Here is a 17,522-nt window from a genome sequence, read left to right on the forward strand (position 1 = left end):
ATTTGATACAAGGGGGGAAATATTGTGAAGGCAGAAGACCTCATGATTGAAGTACAACCGGTAGCTCTTGCAGATATTCATGAATTAAAATTTGATGAAAATAAGCATAATTTCGATTTTATACCTGTAATTGACAATAAACAACAATATATTGGTGTAATTACTCAAGAAATATTGCTAAGAGGTCTGTTTACTTTTGAGACAAAATCAAAAGATCAGGTGAAAGGCCTGCTTAAAAATGTACCCTGTATTTTAGAAAACGCTGACGCATGGTATTTAGCTGAAAATGCGAGTCAAGCAGTTGTAGTCGATGGACAAGGGCATATAAAAGGAATCATTACGCAAACAGCTATTATTAATGGTTTAACAGAATTTTTGAATTCATATAAGGAAAAATTTGAAAGTGTAATTAACGCTACTGAAACTGGCATTATTGTTTTGGATAGTAGTGGATTTGTTAGAATCGTCAATCAGACTGTCTCTAAATTGTTGCGTCAGGAAAAAGTAGATATTATAAATCGTTACGTTACGGATATTATTCCTGACATGCCATTTTTACAAAGTATGGAAAAGCAACAACCCCTATTTAGACAAAAAGTTAAAGTTGGCAATGTTCTTGTCATCAATGACATTTTACCCATAAAAAGTAATGGAAAAACTATAGGAGCAATATCTGTTTTTCAGGATATATCCATATTAAAACAAGTTGCTTATGACCTTGATGAATTTAAGAATCTTACCCGTGATTTGGAGTCTATTATTAATTCGTCTTATGATGGGTTGACTGTTACAGACAATAATGGCGTAGTACTGCGTATGAATACTGCGTATGAGCGACTAACAGGCTTTAAGGCTGACGAAGTTATCGGTAAAAATATGAGAGATTTAGTAAATGAGGGCTATTATGACCAGTCAGCTACTCTGCAAGTGATAAAAAATAAAAGGAGTGTCACAATAAATCAAAAAATTAAAGGAGATCGTATTGTCCTTGTTACAGGAAATCCAATTTTTGATGAAAAAGGAGATTTAGTTAGAGTAGTTAACAATGTTCGTGACATTACAGAACTTACCCATTTACGGGACCATATTCTAAAATCCAGAGAACAGACTATGCGTTATAAGACGGAAATTTCCTATCTGCGCTCCATGCATATAGGGTCAAATGAAATTATTTTCCGCAGTCGCTCTATGGAACATGTCCTCTGGATAGCCCAAAAGGTAGCTACTGTCGACTCTACTGTTCTTATTACCGGGGAGTCCGGTACAGGTAAAGAGTTGGTCGCTAAGTTGATTCATAATTTTGGTAAAGGTATTGATTATCCTTTTATTAAAATAAATTGTGCTGCAATGCCGGAAAGTCTATTGGAAGCAGAGCTTTTCGGTTATGAAAAGGGGGCGTTCACCGGAGCTAAAAAAGAGGGTAAACCAGGGCTGTTTGAATTAGCACATAATGGTACTTTATTTTTGGATGAGATAGGTGATATGCCGCCGACGTTTCAAGTCAAAATGTTGCGAGTGCTGCAGGAAAGAGAATTTATGAGGGTGGGAGGAACTAAGCCTATACATGTTAATGTGCGGATTATTGCAGCTACGCACCGTGATTTAGCAAAAATGGTAGACGACGGAATTTTTCGCAGTGATTTGTACTATCGACTGATGATTGTGCCAATCCATTTACAACCATTGAGGGAGCGAAAGGAAGATATTCCAATTTTGATACAGTATTTTATTGATAAATATAACCAAAAATTCAAGTATAATAAATCAATTAGTAGCCAGGTTATTAACAAATTAGTTGAATATCAATGGAAGGGAAATGTGCGCGAATTAGAAAACGTGATCGAGCGCATGATAGTTACAACACAAGCTGAAGAATTAACGATGGAGCATTTGCCCGAATATATCCGCGATAAGGTATTTAAGCCTAGTGCTAATGTCAAAATGAAAGAAGCAATAGAGAAAACAGAGGCTTATTTACTTGCTGAATCTTACAGAAAATACCATTCCTGGGACGAAGTTGCAAAGGATTTAGGAATGGGCCGGGCTACTACATATCGTAAAGCCAGCAAGTATAAATTGATTGATTGATCCTGTCTCGTTTTTGAGATGGGATCTTGTTTTTGAGACTAAGCCTATATACTTGACTTTATAGCAATAATTACTGTTGTTTATCTCAATTTTGAGAAAAATAAGAATAAATTTATTTGTAAAATACTTCGAATTCTTTAGAATTCAAAGTATTTTTTTATTGGTATATTTCTTGCAATACACTTTACATGTAATGTGTATATATCGCATTTTCCCCCTTCCCTGTACATAATAGTAATGTGAACTACATGAAGATGCGAAAAAGTTTAATAGAAAGAAGGGAGCTCAAAAAAAATCTATAGACTATTTTAATTATGGTAAAAATTGCAAAGGAGGTAAATATGACTAACTGGCGTGAATATTATGAAAGCAGAAGGCTAACGGCGGAAGAGGCAGTTCAAAAAATCAAAAGTGATACACGGGTATTATTTGCTCATGCAGTAGGTGAAGCCTGCAGAATTACGGATGCATTAGTAGCTAATAAAGATTTGTACCGTGATGTGGAAATTGTCCATTTTGTTCCAATGGGCAAAGGTGAATACTGCAAACCGGAAAATGCGGAGCATTTCAGGCATAATGCAATGTTTGCCGGCGGCACTACCAGAAAAGCAATTGAAGAAGGGAGAGCCGACTTCACACCGATCTACTTAAGTGAAGTGCCTTTACTATTTACGAATGGAACAATTTCCATAGATACATTTATAACGCAGGTATCACCCCCAGATAAGCATGGATACTGCAGTTTCGGTGTTTCCGTTGACTACTCTATGGCTTTAGTGAGAAGCGCAAAGCTGGTTATTGCTCAGGTTAATGAGCATATGCCGAGAACTATGGGCGATAGCTTTGTACATGTCAGTGAAATCGATCATTTTGTTGAATACAACGCGCCTATTCCGGAGCTGGGAAGACCGACATTAACTGATGTTGAGATAAAAATAGGAGAAAACTGCGCCTCGTTGATAAATGACGGAGATACATTACAGCTTGGTATTGGCAGTTTGCCGGATGCTACGCTGCTTTTCTTAAAAGATAAAAAAGATCTGGGAATTCATTCTGAAATGATTTCAGATGGAGTTATGGAATTGATTGAGGCTGGAGTGATTACGAATAAAAAGAAAAATCTGAATCCCGGAAAAGTAGTAGTGGCTTTCTTAATGGGTACAAAAAAATTCTATGATTTTGTGGATAACAATCCTGCCATACAGATGATGCCGGCTGATTATACAAATGACCCTTTTATAATTGCGAAAAATGATAATATGGTTTCAATTAATTCCACTGTAGAGGTGGATTTTTATGGACAGTTGGCGTCAGAATCGATAGGAAAGCGCCAAATAAGCGGTACGGGAGGCCAGGTAGATTTTATTAGAGGTGCCAATCGCTCAAGGGGCGGAAAATCCATAATTGTTATCAATTCCACCGCGCAGAACGGAACGAAATCGAAGATAGTACCTTTTTTTAGTGAGGGAACGCCGGTAACTTGCGGGAGAGCAGAGGTCGAATATATAGTTACGGAGTATGGTATTGCTCGTATTAAAGGTAAAACCTTAAGCGATAGAGCAAGAGATTTAATAAGTATTGCACACCCCAAATTTAGAGGCGAACTTATTAAAGAATGGGAAAAGTTTTTTCACAGTAAGTTTTAATCATTGCGGTATACCGGCAAAGATCATCCTCAAGCCGAAATCCTAGTAGCATTGGAATGTAACGGCTAAACAGGGACAGGTAAAGCCAATGGCTAAGTACTTTTGCGAATTGTTTAAGTAAAGGAGAGACTTACAATGGGAAGCTACCAAAATATACTTGTCGAGAAGGAAGATAACGGGATATGCACAGTAACTATAAATCGTCCCAAGGTTCTTAACGCGCTAAATCCTGAAACGATGCGGGAATTGGATGATGCGGCCGATAAAATTGCCGCGGATTTAAGCATCCGGGTCGTCATCATTACCGGCAGCGGCAATAAGGCTTTTGTCGCCGGAGCGGATATCGCCTCCATGTCGACGATGGGTTTATGGGAAGGACGTGAATGGGGCGTACTGGGTGGAGGCGTTTCGCAGAAGATTGAAGAACTTCCACAAATCGTTATTGCCGCAGTTAATGGATACGCATTGGGCGGCGGGACTGTTTTGGCTACCAGCTGTAATATTCGTCTAGCCGCCGATAATGCGGTATTTGGCTTGCCCGAGGTAAAGCTGGGGATTATGGCCGGGTTTGCCTGCACGCAGACTCTGCCAAGGCTAATAGGTGTACCGAACGCAATAGAATTAATGACTACCGGTAAACACATAAATGCTCAAGAAGCGTACCGGATTGGGCTGGTAAATAAAGTCGTGCCGGCGAATGAGTTGCTGGCAGCCGCAAGAGAAATGGCAAAGCAGATCGCTGCAAATGGTCCTTTGGCAGTTCGGCTGACTAAACGGGCAATTTATGAAGGCCTGAGCATGGATTTGGCCGCTGGCAGAATTTATGAACGTGAACTGCATGGCCTGTGCTTTACGACGGAAGATCAGAAGGAAGGAATGAGAGCTTTTCTCGAAAAGCGCAAACCAAATTTTAAGGATAGATAAGTTCGGGGTTCGGACTATATTGGATTAACCAATAAAAGGGGGGGCATAACTTGGCAACTGCGGTTCTAAAAGAAACATGGTGGCGATACAGATGGTGGGTGGCAATTGTACTGACTCTTTGTTACAGCGTCCAATATTTGGACAGACTGGCAATGGGCATTGTCGCGGCACCGATGATGCAAGAGCTTGGCCTGACGTATGCCGATTATGGCAACGGAACTTTTTTGATGCTTGTGTTCTATGGTCCGATGCAGGCTGTGGTTGGGGCGTGGTGTGACAGATTTGGCGCAAAAAGAATTTTACTTAGTTCGATTGTAGCCTGGAGTATTCTCACATGGTGGATGACCCATATTCAAAGCATCAATGAGTGGTATTTGCGTCAAGTTCTTTTTGGAATCGTCTGTGCGACGGAATGGGTGCCAAGCGCACGAATCGCCGCACGGTGGTTTCCCAAGCGGCAAAGGGCACAAGCCCAGTCAGTTTTATCCTGTGCCTGGATATTGACCCCAGCCTGGGCTCCCATTCTTGTTACCGCGTTGGTAACCGCGCTCGGGAGCTGGCGTCCCTTCTTTACCATTGCCGCTTTGGTCGGCATAGTTCCACTGCTGTGTGTTCTTGCCTGGGTTTATGAAAGGCCGGAGCAAAAGAAAGGGTTGTCGGCAGAAGAAATATGCGAGAGCTATGAGGATGAAATTGCAAGTGGTATGTATACTGCGGAAGAAGTTGCCAAAGGCGCGATAAGCAGCGAAAAAATTGCGACGCAAAGGGTTTCGTTACTGGAGATTGTGAAACATCCCGGGTTTATCAACTTATGTATAGCCTTTATTATGGTTCAAGCCGTATTTTGGGCAACTGTGAGCTGGATTCCGCTTTACTTGAAGGAGACATTCGATTTTAGTTTGACGGCAATGGGATGGTGGGCCTCAGCCTATTTCGCAGGTGGAGTGCTAGGCTCCTTTATCGGTTCCCGATTGAGTGACAGATTTTTCAAAGGCAAGCGCAAACCCATAGCCGTCTTTTCGCTTGTCGGCACGGTTCCCTTTTTGCTGATGTTCGCTTTGTTGGAAAAAGGCGTAAGCCCTGTTACTCTGCTCCTGACTTTGACGGTATGTGGTTTTATCGCAAACTCCGGCTGGGGTGCATGGAATTCTTGGCCGGCGGAAATTTTTAACGCGGAAGTATACCCGAAGGCACTTGGCTTTATGACTGCAGTCGCTTACTGTTTCGGAGCAGCTGGGGCCCCGTTGGTTATGAGCAGATTGGTGGTGAAAACCGCTGCCGGTACTTCGTATACGTATGCGTGGCTTTTCATCGCTGCGCTCGCAGTCATAGGCGCTATTCTAATCGCGACGGCGAAAGAAATGAAGGAAATGAAGATGCAAAGCACCACTGCCAATTAAGCGGGACAGAATCAGCGAAGTGAAAGGAATGGTTATAACAATGAATTTCGAATTTAACGAGCAACAAAAAATGATTCAAAAAATGGTGCGGGAGTTTGCTGAAAAAGAGATAGCACCGGGCGTAGCTGATCGTGAAGAAAAAGAAGAGTTTTCAAGAGCCATCTATGATAAGGCGGGTGAATTAGGGTTAACGGGTATTTGTTTTCCTGAAGTTTATGGCGGCTCAGCTGGCGACTATATCAGTTACATCATTGCCAACGAAGAGATCGCCCGGGTAGATGACTGCGTGCAAACAGGTTATGCGGCATCGATCTCCTTATGTGCGATGCCGATTTATAATTACGGCACGGAAGACCAAAAACAAAAATACTTGGTACCCTTAGCTGCGGGGGACAAACTGGGTGCCTTTGGGCTCACCGAACCCAACGCCGGGACCGACGCTGCCTCTCAGCAGACGACGGCGATTCGTAATGGGGATCATTATGTTCTGAACGGCAGCAAGATATTTATCACAAATGGTGGCGCGGCTGAAATCTATGTTGTGTTTGCCATGACGGATAAATCAAAGGGTGTGAAGGGAATCACCGCATTTATTTTGGAAAAGGGAATGGCAGGGTTCACCTTTGGCAAGAAAGAGCACAAAATGGGTATCCGGTCTTCCCAGACGCAGGAACTGATTTTCCAAGAAGTGGTGCTTCCTAAAGAAAATGTACTTGGCAAAGAAGGCGAAGGGTTTAAGATTGCGATGAGCACGTTGGACGGCGGGCGGATCGGTGTGGCGGCCCAGGCTTTGGGTATAGCCCAGGCGGCACTGGAGCATGCGATCAAGTATGCGAAAGAAAGAATACAATTTGGTAAGCCGATTTCCAGCAATCAGGCCATAGCCTTCATGCTCGCGGATATGGCAACCCAGTTGGAGGCAGCCCGCCTGCTTACCTACCGTGCCGCCTATTTGAAAGAGAATGGTCAGCCTTTTGCCAAGGAAGCGGCTATGGCAAAAATGTATGCATCAGATGCAGCGATGCAAATTACAACTGATGCAGTGCAGATTTTCGGCGGCTATGGTTTTAGCCGTGAATACCCGGTAGAGCGTTTAATGCGCAATGCGAAAATTACTCAGATTTATGAGGGAACCAACCAAGTGCAGCGCATGGTTATTTCCGGTGTATTGCTGCGATAGATGAGAAATAACTAAGCTATAGTATTGTTACGACTAGAAATGTTATCGGAGCTCTTTTAACAAAAGCTTAATATGAGCATAACACTTTTTAACAGCAACTATGTCATGATAGATTCGAAATATATAGTAACGAAATAATCATATTGGGGGTGTCGCAAAACGCTTTATACAGAAAAGCGTACTGCGGCCCCCTTTTTTGTATGAGTATACAGAAACCCGGCAGGTAAACCAATAAAAATAGAAGTCTCAGCCGGCTTGCAGGCATAACAAATCAGAGGAAGCCCTCTTCCCCGAAAGACCTGTCAGGATGGAGTTGTCAGGAAGCTTTAGGAATATGCAAATACATTCCACGGGAGTGTTTTGTAAACTGTGTAAATGGAATAATCTAGATAATAATTGTACAAACTTATCCTGCTTTACTGACACGCAGGATAAGGCAACGCAGAGGTGCGGCCAGAGCGGCGTGTGAGGTTTGCGGGGCGACGGATCCGAAAAGTTCGGAACCGTCGTTTCTTATGCCGGTCATGGGGGTGTCCGTCGCCTTGGGAAACCCAAAGCGATAAACCTCGGGGTCCGGGGCAGAGCCCCGACACGCTCTTATGAGACTTTACGCTGCTGCAGCCTATCCTCGAAAAAGATAAGCAACTGTCCTACTATGATTCCCCAATCACGGATCGGCATACTCCATTTCTTGGAAATCTCCTGGATGGACAGGAATACCGATTTTTTAACGGCATCGTCGGTGGGATATACGGTCTTGGTCTTGGTGTATTTGCGCAGCATCCGATGGAAGCCCTCTACGGCGTTGGTGGTGTAAATTAGGGTTCGGACTTCTTGCGGATACTTAAAATAGGTGGATAGTTCCGTCCAGTTGGCCTGCCAGGATTTTAGGATCTGTGGGTATTTCTTGCCCCACTTGTCGCCAAATTCCTCCAGACGATACTCCGCATCATCCAAGGTCGGCGCGCCATAGACCCGTTTTAAGTCAGCCATGACCGGCTTGATGTCTTTATAGGGGATGTACTTTGTGGAACTTCTGATTTGATGAATGATGCATAGTTGCTGCTCAGTTCTGGGGAATACGGTTTCAATAGCGGTGGAAAAACCGGATAGATTGTCCCGGCAGGTAATCAAAATATCTTCCACGCCACGATTTTTTAACTCGTTGCAGATGGTCGTCCAAAAGCTGGCGCTTTCGTTTTCCGACAGCCAGATGCCCAGGATTTCCTTGCGGCCGTCCATGTTGACGCCTAACACCGAGTATAGGCATTTATTGATGACCCGGCTGTCTTTACGAACTTTGAAGACGATTCCGTCTAGAAAGACAATGGGATAGATCGGATCCAAGGGGCGGCTCTGCCATTCGGCCACAGCCGGCATGATTTTGTCCGTGATGCGGCTGATGAGACTGGGGGAGGCTTCTACGCCATAGATGTCGCGCAGATGATCTTCAATGTCCCGGTTGGACATGCCTTTGGCGTACATCGCCAAAATCCTAGCCTCAATATCATCGGTACGGGTTTGGCGCTTTTCGATCACTTGCGGCTCAAAGGTCCCGGTTCGGTCACGGGGAACGTTGATTTCACTTTCGTCCCATTCGCTTTTCACGGTCTTTTTGCCATAACCGTTGCGGCTGTTGCCGCTGTTGTTGCCTAAAACGCTGTTCTTTTCATAGCCTAGGTGTTCGTCCATTTCGGCCTCGAGCATCTTTTCTAGGGCACCGGCAAATAAGTTTTTGAGCTTGACCGTCAGTTCGGCAGGGCTAGTGCACTCTTCACTCAAGAGGGCTGCAAGCTGCATTTCTTTTTCGTTTAACTGTGTCATGGGATACATCTCCTTTTTGTTATTTACTGTGGCTGTGCTCGTTTAGCCACGGCGACATGACTATTGCCGAAACAGGCAAAAAAGCCCGGCAACTCAGGCCGGGCATCCATTTACTCGTCAACCGGGGTCAGCCGTTTAAAATCATTTACGGGGCGGGAAAGTGGCAATGTTATACCGGCATGTGGCTGTTCAGCGATTACATCGCCACCCAACTGGACGGAAGGCTGCCGGGCCGGAGTTTTACCCTGGCCGACGCGCTGGCCTGGCAAAGTCCGCAATATGATACGCCGGAATTGCTGCTGGTCCTTGAGAAGCTTAAAGCCAATGTCCGCCACGCCTCCGCCCCGCTGCCGTACTACGAACACAAAGCCTGTGAAGTGCTGATGCTCATCCTACGCAATATTCACTACGAAGATTGCTGGCAGAAGCACCGGAAAACACGGCGGAAAAATTATTTAACGTATTATGACCGCACTTATATCATAAAAGTGAAAGAAGAGCTGGACAGGAATATTTTGGCCCCGCCGTCCGTCGACGAGCTGGCCGTAATGGTCCAGATGAGCATCAGCAAGCTGCAGCATGGCTTTAAACTCTGGTACGGAATCTCCATTGCCGGATATATTCGCGAGGAAAGGATGAAGTATGCCCTGCGGCTGTTGTGGGACGACGGGCTTAGTATCAAAAATATCGCCGCGATGGCCGGCTACGAAAATGCCAGTAAATTTACCGCCGCTTTTAAACGGGTGCATGGTTATTCCCCTTCGTACATCCGCAAATCATTTGGATTGTGATGTAAGGCAGAATCAGCCTGTCTCATCTCCGTTGCCGGAGCAGACAGGCTGATTGGTTGTAAGAAAGTGTTCTACCAGCGGCGGGTGGCGGTCAGCCGGAAGGTGCGGCCGGGGTTGACGTACTCATAGCCTTCGGCGGGAAAGGTTCCGATGACATATTCCCGGTCAAACAGATTGTGCACGTTGAGGGCGTAGCGCCAGCCACCGCTGTCATAACGGACCATGGCATCGGTCAGGACTACGCCGCCCAGTTTAACAGTATTGGTATAGTCATAGCGTGAACCGATGTAGCGCAGGCCGGCGCCAAAGCCCCAGCCCTGTGCAAGTATGCCTTGCTCCTGCGCCGGAGCAGCTGTGTCCAGCCAGAAAGAGGCGCTGTGCTTGGATACATTGGCTGTTTTGCGGCCAATATTGGCCGCAGCGGTATCTTTGGTGATCTCATGTTTGGGCATGTAGGTATAGGCGGCGGTAAGATTGAATCCTTTTAGCGCCGCAATATTGGCTTCCAGCTCCAACCCCCGGGCGGAGGTTTCGCCGGTCTGAACCTGATAACGAGTCTGGCCGGCCTGATTTAACGGATCGTCCGTCAGCATATTTTGCTTGCGCAGATCGAAGATTGCGGCCGTATAACGGATGCTGCTGTTTTCCGGTGCGTATTGCACGCCCAATTCATATTGGCGGCCGGTGGTAGGGTCAAAAGCATTCCCGTAACGGTCGGTTCCCTGCTGGCCCTCAAATGATTCATCATAGCTGATATAGGGAAACAGCCCGTTGCCGGCGTCATATACCAGGCCCAGGCGGCCGGTGAAAGCGCTCTGGTCGATGCGGGTATAGGTGTTGGTCAGGCGCTCCAGCCGGTTACTGTCATAGCGGTCATAACGCCCGCCTGCCGTTGCCGTCCAGCGGCCGAATTTGAGCTGGTCCTGCAAATACCAGCCGGTTTGTTTTACTTTGTATTTCCACATATACGTAAAATCAGGATCGGTAATTTTCTGGCCATAGTTCATGGCCGTGAGGTCAAGATCGGCGACGCTGCCCCAGGCATAGTTGTAGTCATAACCGGTGTTCTGATAATCAAAGCCCAGCAGGGTAACATGCTTAACGGCGCCGCTGGACCAGTCGGCCTGAAAGTAGGTGTCAATAATATTGGCACTCAGGTCGGTATCAAGATACTCGGCTGAGCGGCTGGCGACGCCATTGGCTGCGCTGTCAACATAGATCACCCTGGATTTTTCATCTATGGTTGAGTGGCGGGCACTTTGGGTTACCGTCCAGGTATCGTTAAAGCGGTGTTTAAGAATATATCCCAGTTCCTTATCGTTTTTGGTAAACCGGTCATAATCGTGCTCACCGTAGAACCTGGTGCCGGAATAGCCGTATAAACCGTGATTGGGCAGGTAGCGGTATGGATTGATGTCCGGTGCGCCTTTGATATCGTCCTTTTGAAAATGCGTCAGGATGGTCAGGCTGGTATTATCGCTGGGCCGCCAGGTAAGGGCAGGGGCGATAAAGTGCCTCTCGGCTTTGCCATAGTCCATAGAGGTATTTTCATCAGAGGAGCGAGCCGTCAGCCGGAACTCTGCATTACCCTGCGCATTGACTGCTCCGCCCAGGTCAATGGCCCCGTTGAACAGGTTATTGCTGCCGGTCTGGAGCTGAATTTCCCGTAAGGGTTGACTGGTTGGCTGCTTGGACACCTGATTGACGACACCGCCGGGATTGCCGGCGCCATAGAGGATGCCGGCCGGGCCGCGCAGCACCTCAATCCGTTCGAAGCTATAGGTGTCGTAGTTGGGGTTTGCCACGCCAACGCCCTGGAGCATGCGCAGGCCATCGGTATGGGTGACAAAGTTATTAATGAAGCCGCGGATCTGAGCCAGAAAGTGGCGGGAGTCCCGGTTAGCAGTGGCATCGCTGAAGCCGGGCGTATAGCTTAAGGCGTCAAACAAATCGGTGACACCGCGGGCTGCCATTTGTTCGCCGGTCACTACGCTGAGCGAGCGGGCGGTTTCTTCCAGCGGCGTATCGGTTTTGGTAGCGGCACTGCTGCGTTTGGCAATATAACCGTCATCCGGGGCACTGTCTCTGGCGGCAGTTATTTCTACTTCGTCCAGGGAAAACTCAGGCGATTGCGGCGATTGTTTTGCAGTCTGGCCAGCTGCGCTGTTTTCTGTCGCATCCGGTCCATTTGTCGCAGCGGCCGGCAGGGGCCAGAACAGGCTGAGGCCAAGTAAGGCATAAAGCAGGCGCTTGGCCGTTGGCGGGGAATTTGATTGTTGCATGCGCTTTTTGCTCCTTCAGATAAACTCAAACAGAGATTGAAAATGAATTTCATTATCAACAAGAGAGAAAAAATACTGTTAGTTCTGGTGTGCCGGCACTGACTAACTTGTGGCTAATTATACCAAAGCAATTTTAGCCCGGTCAATGGGCGGGCAGGGGACCTGTTTGCAGGTGACTACAGGCGGAAAACGGAATCAACCGATAATTTTTCTCACTTGAGAGGCAACACACGGTCTTGGTTTGCGTTTTTACGGTATAGTCCTCTGTCAGCGGGGAACGAAACGGCATGGCGTTTACCTTTTCTAGCATGATATGATAATAGGCAAAAGCGGGGCAGGCAGTTCCGGGGGAATCAATTAGCCGGTGCTGCCGGTCGGAAAGGAAGCAGGCGTGAGCACCAATGAATATGCCGGCGGCAGCCGGGAATTGGCGGAGCAGTTAGGCTGCACGGCAAAAAAGTACAGGAGCAAAGGCGTCAAATACAGCCTGCCGCCCGAAAATGGCGACAGCTGGCTGATTGATGTACAGCCTGAACCGGGCTGGTGTGTTACCGATGCCTATTTTAGTCTGCAAAAGCCGGTTACCAGGGGCTATGAGATTGCCCAGCCCGGTTTGTGGCTGTGCTCTCTGGCAGCCGGTGATATGACGATCATCGAACAGGGCAAAAAAAGCAGGCAGCTGGGGCGGGGCATTCATCTGCTGGTCAACCGGGGCAAGCCGTTTAAAATCCAATTCGGCAGTCCGTCTAAGCTCTGTTATACCAGCGCCTGGCTTTTTGCCGATTTTATTGCGGATTATTTTCAGGAACGGGGCCGGGGCGAGCGGCTGACGATCGAGGATGCGTTAACCTGGCCGGAGCATTATTATAATACGCCGGAGATTTTGATGGCTTTTGAACAGCTCAAGTATACCATCCGGATATCCATTGCGCCGTTTATGTATTACGAAAGCAAAATGATTGAAATTCTTTCGCTGATATTGTGCGGCGTGCAAAACCAGGGCTATGCGGAGATGTTTACCAGGCTCAGGCGCCCCAGCCATTTGACTTATGAAAACATAAAACTTCTCTGGCGGGCCAAAGAAGAACTGGACAATAATATTTTAGCGCCGCCGGACGTCGCGCAGCTGGCACGCCTGGCAGGGATGGGAACGACCAAGCTGCGCCAGTCATTTAAGGCGTATTATAATATGACGGTTGCCGAATATATCCGCCGGGAAAAAATGAGCTATGCCCTGCGGCTGTTATCCAATGACGAGATGAGTGTGCAAAATATCAGTACTCTGCTGGGCTACCAAAGCCCCAGCAAGTTTACCGTTGCCTTTAAACGGGTTCACGGCTTTACGCCGCGGGCGGCCAGGAAAACCTTTAATATTTAGCAACAGGTGAGCAGGACACTGGGGACGGTCCTTATTTGTATCTGCCATTGTTCTCAGAGCGAGCAATAAGCCTATACTCACCTGTTTCTTGTCTGGACGAATAGCCTTGCTGTGCCCGTGATTAATCATCACTCCATCAAAATCCTCACCGTCACATATGTCATAGTCGCCATACATTACGATATTCGAGGTATCGCTATGGAGGCAGAATAGATCCAAGTCATATTTAGCTTGATGAAAACCTTGAAGAAGGAAGCTATTGAAGTCATTTCTAAGCTGCCGGAAACAGCCAATCTTGAAGAAATCATGTATCGGCTATATATCATTGACAAAGTAAAAAAAGGATTGGCAGCAACCCAAACGAGACGAAAGCCATATGAGCCTATTACCATATCGAAAAGTGTAACCTGATAATATGAGAAAAAAACTCAAAAAAGCAGGTATAAATTTTGTTATTATAGAACATAACTCTAATAATGAGACTTTTTGTAATGGAGTGAAGCCGGCATGCTGTGTCAGTTCACATTTAAAAATTTTAAAAGTTTTCGGGATGAGGCTGTTCTGGATATGCAGGCTGTGGCCATTTCCGAGCATGAAAATTCTCTTCTTGTCGATTCCGACGGGCAAAGATTTTTGCCGCTTGCTGCGCTTTATGGTCCTAATGGCAGTGGCAAGAGTACGGTGCTAGAGGCCTTTGTCGTTTTGGTCAGCATCATAATGAGGCCTATCTACGTTCTTAAAAATGCGAACGAAGTTAAAAATAAGAACACCAATCTGACTACGCCCTTCAAGTTTGATCCGGAAACAATAGAAGCGCCAACCGAATTTACCTTGTTTTTCCGGACTACTGGCGTAGAATATCGGTATAATTTGCACATTAAAAAACAAGTTATTATCTATGAAAGCCTCTATAAACAGAACATTAACGGAAAAAGAGCCAGTAAAATCTTTGTCCGCAATCATAATGCAGAAAAAATTGACACAGGTCCATTACTCAAATCTATGGAGAACATTGGAGTCGCAGATACCATTCCTTTCTTAGCGTATCTGAAAATTTTAAAAGACATTGACACAATTAATGAAATTATTGCTTGGTTTGAAAGATGTGAATTTGTTAATTTCGGTAATCCATTTTATGAATCAAGGATATTCTTGTTTGAGAACGACAAAATCCAAAATATTATGTTTAAAATAATTCAGGAAATGGATAGTGATATTTCCAGTTTTCGTTATAAAAAGGGTGATAAAGAGGACGAATATGAAATTTTCACTAAACATGTTGTGCAAGAACAAGAATATGAATTAGAACTTCAGGAAGAGTCTAGTGGCACAATTAAGCTGTTTGCCTGTCTGCCTTTCGTTATTCAGGCGTTAATGCGGGGCGGTGTAATCGTTATTGATGAACTGGATGCCAAGTTACATCCCAAACTGATCCGCTATATTATCGAGCTGTTTAGTAATCCCTGCTCAAATCCGCATAAGGCGCAACTGATATTTACTTCCCATGATCTATCGACCATGAAAAAAGAAGTTTTCCGCCGCGATGAAATATGGTTTGTTGCCAAAGATAGCAGGCAAAGTTCTAAGTTGTATTCATTAGTGGAATTTAAAGATCAGGCCGGCAATGGTGTGCGGAAAGACGCTACTTTTGATAAACAGTATCTGGAAGGAAGATATGGCGCAGACCCTTATCTGCGGTGCTGCCTCAACTGGGAGGCAGAGTTATGAGTAAAAAAGCGGTCAACGCTTTAGGGCGGGAAAAACGCCGGATGCATACTATTGAGCCGCTTACCTATTATTTAATTATTTGCGAGGGAACGAAGACAGAGCCGGAATATTTTAAAGAGATTAGAAGTCTGATTAATGCTCAATATGATCACCGGGTTGAAGTAAGGCAAGTTGAAATCCAGATTGAGGGCGAAGCTACAAATACGGTTTTCTTATTGGAACGGGCAAAAAATATGTTGCTGAGTTAAAAGGGCAAGTAAATCAGGTCTGGTTGGTATATGACCAAGATGATTTTCCGCCGGAGAGATTTGATAATACCAGTTATGCGGCCGATAAATTATCTAAAACGGGTGACATTCAGTATAAAACTGCTTGGTCGAACCAATGCATAGAGTATTGGTTTTTGCTCCATTTTGAGAATTTGCAGGCAGATATTGACAGGGAGCAATATAAGAAGAAATTAAGTCAACATTTGCGCAGACATGGATTAGGCGAATATCGGAAAAACCTTACTAATCTGTTTAGCCTGCTCAAACAATATGGTAATCTGGAGTTAGCCATTCGCTTTGCAGAAAACAGACTAAAAGAATTTGGTAAGCAGAAGCCATCAATGCAAAGGCCAGCTACCAAGGTGCATGAATTAGTGGTGGACCTACTGAAATATATACCGAAGTAATTTGATTTGCAAATCCGCCGGGACATGATATTATAATATTTAGTTTTAGTCATGTTTTATAAAGCATATGAATTGAAATGCTTGTATTTTGATTATTGTTTGTTGCGTTCATTATGAACGCAATTTTTTTTTAACAGTTCGCTTTAATAGCTTTTGATTGACAATAAATAGATGTGTGATAATGGTTTTAATTAAAAGTAAAGAATATAGAGTATCTTAAAACTAACAGGGGGAGATCAGAATTATACAAATGAAAACAAGATGGTTTACACTAACCGCTTCAACAGGTGCCTTATATTGATTTATCAAATTATTCGTGAAATCATTAAATAATCTTCTTCACATTTGTAAACACTCTGAGGCCACAGGGAGCTTTTAGAACTCGGAATCACTACAAAACAAAAAATACATAAATATTTTTTTAATAAATCTAAAAAAGTATCTAAATTGCAGGAAATATATCAAAATAAAGGAAATATATACAAAAAATTACCTTATCTTTTCCATATTTACTAAAAAATACACATATATGTAATTGATTTTTAAATGGCAGGGACTTCTTAGGTTCAATACCTCTCATCTCGAAACATATCCCCTGTCCCCCTGTTTCTCCCAGCTTGTAAAATAAATTTTTCCGTCCTTGGTTGCCCGGTCGCTGACATCTAAAGCGTCGCGGCTCCAGCCGCTGCTGCCGGTTTGCAGCTGAATTTCGCGCAAAGGTTCGTTTGTGGGGCGTTTGGTTACATAGTTGACGATGCCGCCGGGACTGCCGGCGCCATACAGTATGGAAGCCGGGCCGCGCAGCACTTCCACCCGCTCCATGGCGTACAAGTCAAAATCACTGCCGTAATTGCTGCCCAGATGGCGGGAGCCGTTGTTATGGGCAGTGGCTACGCTAAAGCCGCGCAGGTTCAAAGCCGGTCCAGTTTCTTCACTGTACTGCAAAGCAGTAACCCCCGGCGTATACCCTAGGGCCTCGGCAAAGTTGGTAACGCCGCGGTTAGCCAGCTGTTCCCGGGTGATCACGCTGATCGACTGGGCGGTTTCGCTGAGCGGCGTATCGGTCTTCGTGCCGACGCGGCTGCGTTTAGCGACATAGCCGTCGGTTACGCGGCTGGCGGTGATCTCAACGCCTGCCAGCGTAAACTCACGCGGCAAGGCGGCTGCCGTGGCGGCAGTGTTATTGCCGGCGGCCTGTTCTGCCGGCGAAGCGGCTTCCCCGGCTGCATAAGCAGCCAGGGGCCAGACCAGGCTGCCGCTGAGTAAGGCGCAAAGCAGGCCCCGTTTGCTCAGATAATTGCTTTTCATAATTTCACCCTTTGTTGTGTTGGTGTAGCAGGAGTTAACAATGGTGTTGATAACGATAATGAATATCATTGATGAAGTTGCAAGCTTGCGGATTCATTATAGCAATACCGTTTTTACCCAGTCAACGCTCCCGGAACGCCTACAATAGAGGTAGGGAAAAGGGAGACAGGCCTTATTGAATGATAGTGTTTCTCAGTTTGCGGGGGTTTAGAGTATTGGCCGGCTTCAGAATTTGGATTGGTCTTACTCCATTTTGGAGCATTGTTGGTCTGCATAATAGGTTGTTTCCATCAAAGC

Annotated in this window: 14 protein-coding genes; 11 read left to right on the top strand and 3 right to left on the bottom strand. The window is 45.5% G+C overall.

What is annotated here, in order from left to right; all coding sequences use genetic code 11:
- Positions 1-24: 24 nt before the first annotated feature.
- The 5 genes from SPTER_RS03845 (at position 25) to SPTER_RS03865 (ending at position 7,238) form a co-directional block, all read left to right on the top strand.
- Positions 25-2,088 (top strand): sigma-54-dependent Fis family transcriptional regulator, encoded by a 2,064-nt coding sequence (locus SPTER_RS03845; protein ID WP_246105475.1) that lies wholly within the window; start codon positions 25-27, stop codon positions 2,086-2,088.
- 341 nt (positions 2,089-2,429) lie between these two features.
- Positions 2,430-3,734 carry an acetyl-CoA hydrolase/transferase family protein gene (locus SPTER_RS03850; protein ID WP_170233134.1) on the top strand — a complete coding sequence of 435 codons (1,305 nt, stop codon included), beginning with the start codon at positions 2,430-2,432 and terminating at the stop codon, positions 3,732-3,734.
- A 135-nt stretch (positions 3,735-3,869) separates the two neighbouring features.
- Positions 3,870-4,658, top strand: a complete 789-nt coding sequence (locus tag SPTER_RS03855; protein ID WP_144349139.1) for an enoyl-CoA hydratase-related protein — start codon at positions 3,870-3,872, stop codon at positions 4,656-4,658.
- 50 nt (positions 4,659-4,708) lie between these two features.
- Positions 4,709-6,058: an MFS transporter gene (locus tag SPTER_RS03860; protein ID WP_144349140.1), complete on the top strand. Its 1,350-nt coding sequence runs from the start codon at positions 4,709-4,711 to the stop codon at positions 6,056-6,058.
- A 40-nt stretch (positions 6,059-6,098) separates the two neighbouring features.
- Entirely contained in the window at positions 6,099-7,238 is a 1,140-nt protein-coding gene (locus tag SPTER_RS03865) for an acyl-CoA dehydrogenase (protein WP_144349141.1), read from the top strand.
- A 597-nt stretch (positions 7,239-7,835) separates the two neighbouring features.
- On the opposite strand, the gene SPTER_RS03870 is transcribed toward SPTER_RS03865, so the two are convergent.
- The gene (locus SPTER_RS03870) at positions 7,836-9,062 is read right to left on the bottom strand and encodes an IS256 family transposase (protein WP_144349142.1); all 1,227 of its coding nucleotides are present in this window, start codon (positions 9,060-9,062) and stop codon (positions 7,836-7,838) included.
- Between the two features lie 56 nt (positions 9,063-9,118).
- On the opposite strand from SPTER_RS03870, the gene SPTER_RS03875 reads away from it, so the two are divergent.
- Positions 9,119-9,853, top strand: coding sequence for a helix-turn-helix domain-containing protein (locus tag SPTER_RS03875; RefSeq protein ID WP_144349143.1), 735 nt, complete (start codon positions 9,119-9,121; stop codon positions 9,851-9,853).
- Between the two features lie 71 nt (positions 9,854-9,924).
- Here SPTER_RS03875 and SPTER_RS03880 read toward each other — a convergent pair whose 3' ends face one another.
- On the bottom strand, positions 9,925-12,135 hold the full coding sequence (locus SPTER_RS03880) for a TonB-dependent siderophore receptor (protein ID WP_144349144.1): 2,211 nt from the start codon (positions 12,133-12,135) through the stop codon (positions 9,925-9,927).
- A gap of 364 nt (positions 12,136-12,499) precedes the next feature.
- On the opposite strand from SPTER_RS03880, the gene SPTER_RS03885 reads away from it, so the two are divergent.
- The 5 genes from SPTER_RS03885 (at position 12,500) to SPTER_RS25590 (ending at position 15,917) form a co-directional block, all read left to right on the top strand.
- Positions 12,500-13,513 carry a helix-turn-helix transcriptional regulator gene (locus SPTER_RS03885; RefSeq protein WP_246105476.1) on the top strand — a complete coding sequence of 338 codons (1,014 nt, stop codon included), beginning with the start codon at positions 12,500-12,502 and terminating at the stop codon, positions 13,511-13,513.
- Between the two features lie 234 nt (positions 13,514-13,747).
- Positions 13,748-13,924, top strand: a complete 177-nt coding sequence (locus SPTER_RS24530) for a hypothetical protein (protein ID WP_170233135.1) — start codon at positions 13,748-13,750, stop codon at positions 13,922-13,924.
- A gap of 96 nt (positions 13,925-14,020) precedes the next feature.
- Positions 14,021-15,241, top strand: coding sequence for an AAA family ATPase (locus tag SPTER_RS03890; RefSeq protein ID WP_144349146.1), 1,221 nt, complete (start codon positions 14,021-14,023; stop codon positions 15,239-15,241).
- Positions 15,238-15,489, top strand: coding sequence for an RloB domain-containing protein (locus SPTER_RS25585; RefSeq protein ID WP_144349147.1), 252 nt, complete (start codon positions 15,238-15,240; stop codon positions 15,487-15,489). Before SPTER_RS03890 ends, SPTER_RS25585 begins: the two co-directional genes overlap by 4 nt.
- A 23-nt stretch (positions 15,490-15,512) precedes the next feature.
- On the top strand, positions 15,513-15,917 hold the full coding sequence (locus SPTER_RS25590; RefSeq protein WP_170233136.1) for an RloB family protein: 405 nt from the start codon (positions 15,513-15,515) through the stop codon (positions 15,915-15,917).
- A 576-nt stretch (positions 15,918-16,493) separates the two neighbouring features.
- Here the strand turns inward: SPTER_RS25590 and SPTER_RS03905 are convergent.
- On the bottom strand, positions 16,494-17,294 hold the full coding sequence (locus SPTER_RS03905; protein WP_246105477.1) for a TonB-dependent siderophore receptor: 801 nt from the start codon (positions 17,292-17,294) through the stop codon (positions 16,494-16,496).
- Between the last annotated feature and the right edge of the window lie 228 nt (positions 17,295-17,522).

Origin of the sequence: Sporomusa termitida, assembly GCF_007641255.1 — a bacterium.
In the GTDB taxonomy this organism is placed as follows: domain Bacteria; phylum Bacillota; class Negativicutes; order Sporomusales; family Sporomusaceae; genus Sporomusa; species Sporomusa termitida.

What these genes read in the sequence shown, in the direction of transcription:
- SPTER_RS03850 (WP_170233134.1), top strand. Translation starts at nt 2,430, where the DNA reads ATGACTAACTGGCGTGAATATTATGAAAGCAGAAGGCTAACGGCGGAA.
- SPTER_RS03855 (WP_144349139.1), top strand. Translation starts at nt 3,870, where the DNA reads ATGGGAAGCTACCAAAATATACTTGTCGAGAAGGAAGATAACGGGATA.
- SPTER_RS03865 (WP_144349141.1), top strand. Translation starts at nt 6,099, where the DNA reads ATGAATTTCGAATTTAACGAGCAACAAAAAATGATTCAAAAAATGGTG.
- SPTER_RS03870 (WP_144349142.1), bottom strand. Translation starts at nt 9,062, where the DNA reads ATGACACAGTTAAACGAAAAAGAAATGCAGCTTGCAGCCCTCTTGAGT.
- SPTER_RS03875 (WP_144349143.1), top strand. Translation starts at nt 9,119, where the DNA reads ATGACTATTGCCGAAACAGGCAAAAAAGCCCGGCAACTCAGGCCGGGC.
- SPTER_RS03880 (WP_144349144.1), bottom strand. Translation starts at nt 12,135, where the DNA reads ATGCAACAATCAAATTCCCCGCCAACGGCCAAGCGCCTGCTTTATGCC.
- SPTER_RS24530 (WP_170233135.1), top strand. Translation starts at nt 13,748, where the DNA reads ATGAAAACCTTGAAGAAGGAAGCTATTGAAGTCATTTCTAAGCTGCCG.
- SPTER_RS03890 (WP_144349146.1), top strand. Translation starts at nt 14,021, where the DNA reads ATGCTGTGTCAGTTCACATTTAAAAATTTTAAAAGTTTTCGGGATGAG.
- SPTER_RS25585 (WP_144349147.1), top strand. Translation starts at nt 15,238, where the DNA reads ATGAGTAAAAAAGCGGTCAACGCTTTAGGGCGGGAAAAACGCCGGATG.
- SPTER_RS03905 (WP_246105477.1), bottom strand. Translation starts at nt 17,294, where the DNA reads ATGATATTCATTATCGTTATCAACACCATTGTTAACTCCTGCTACACC.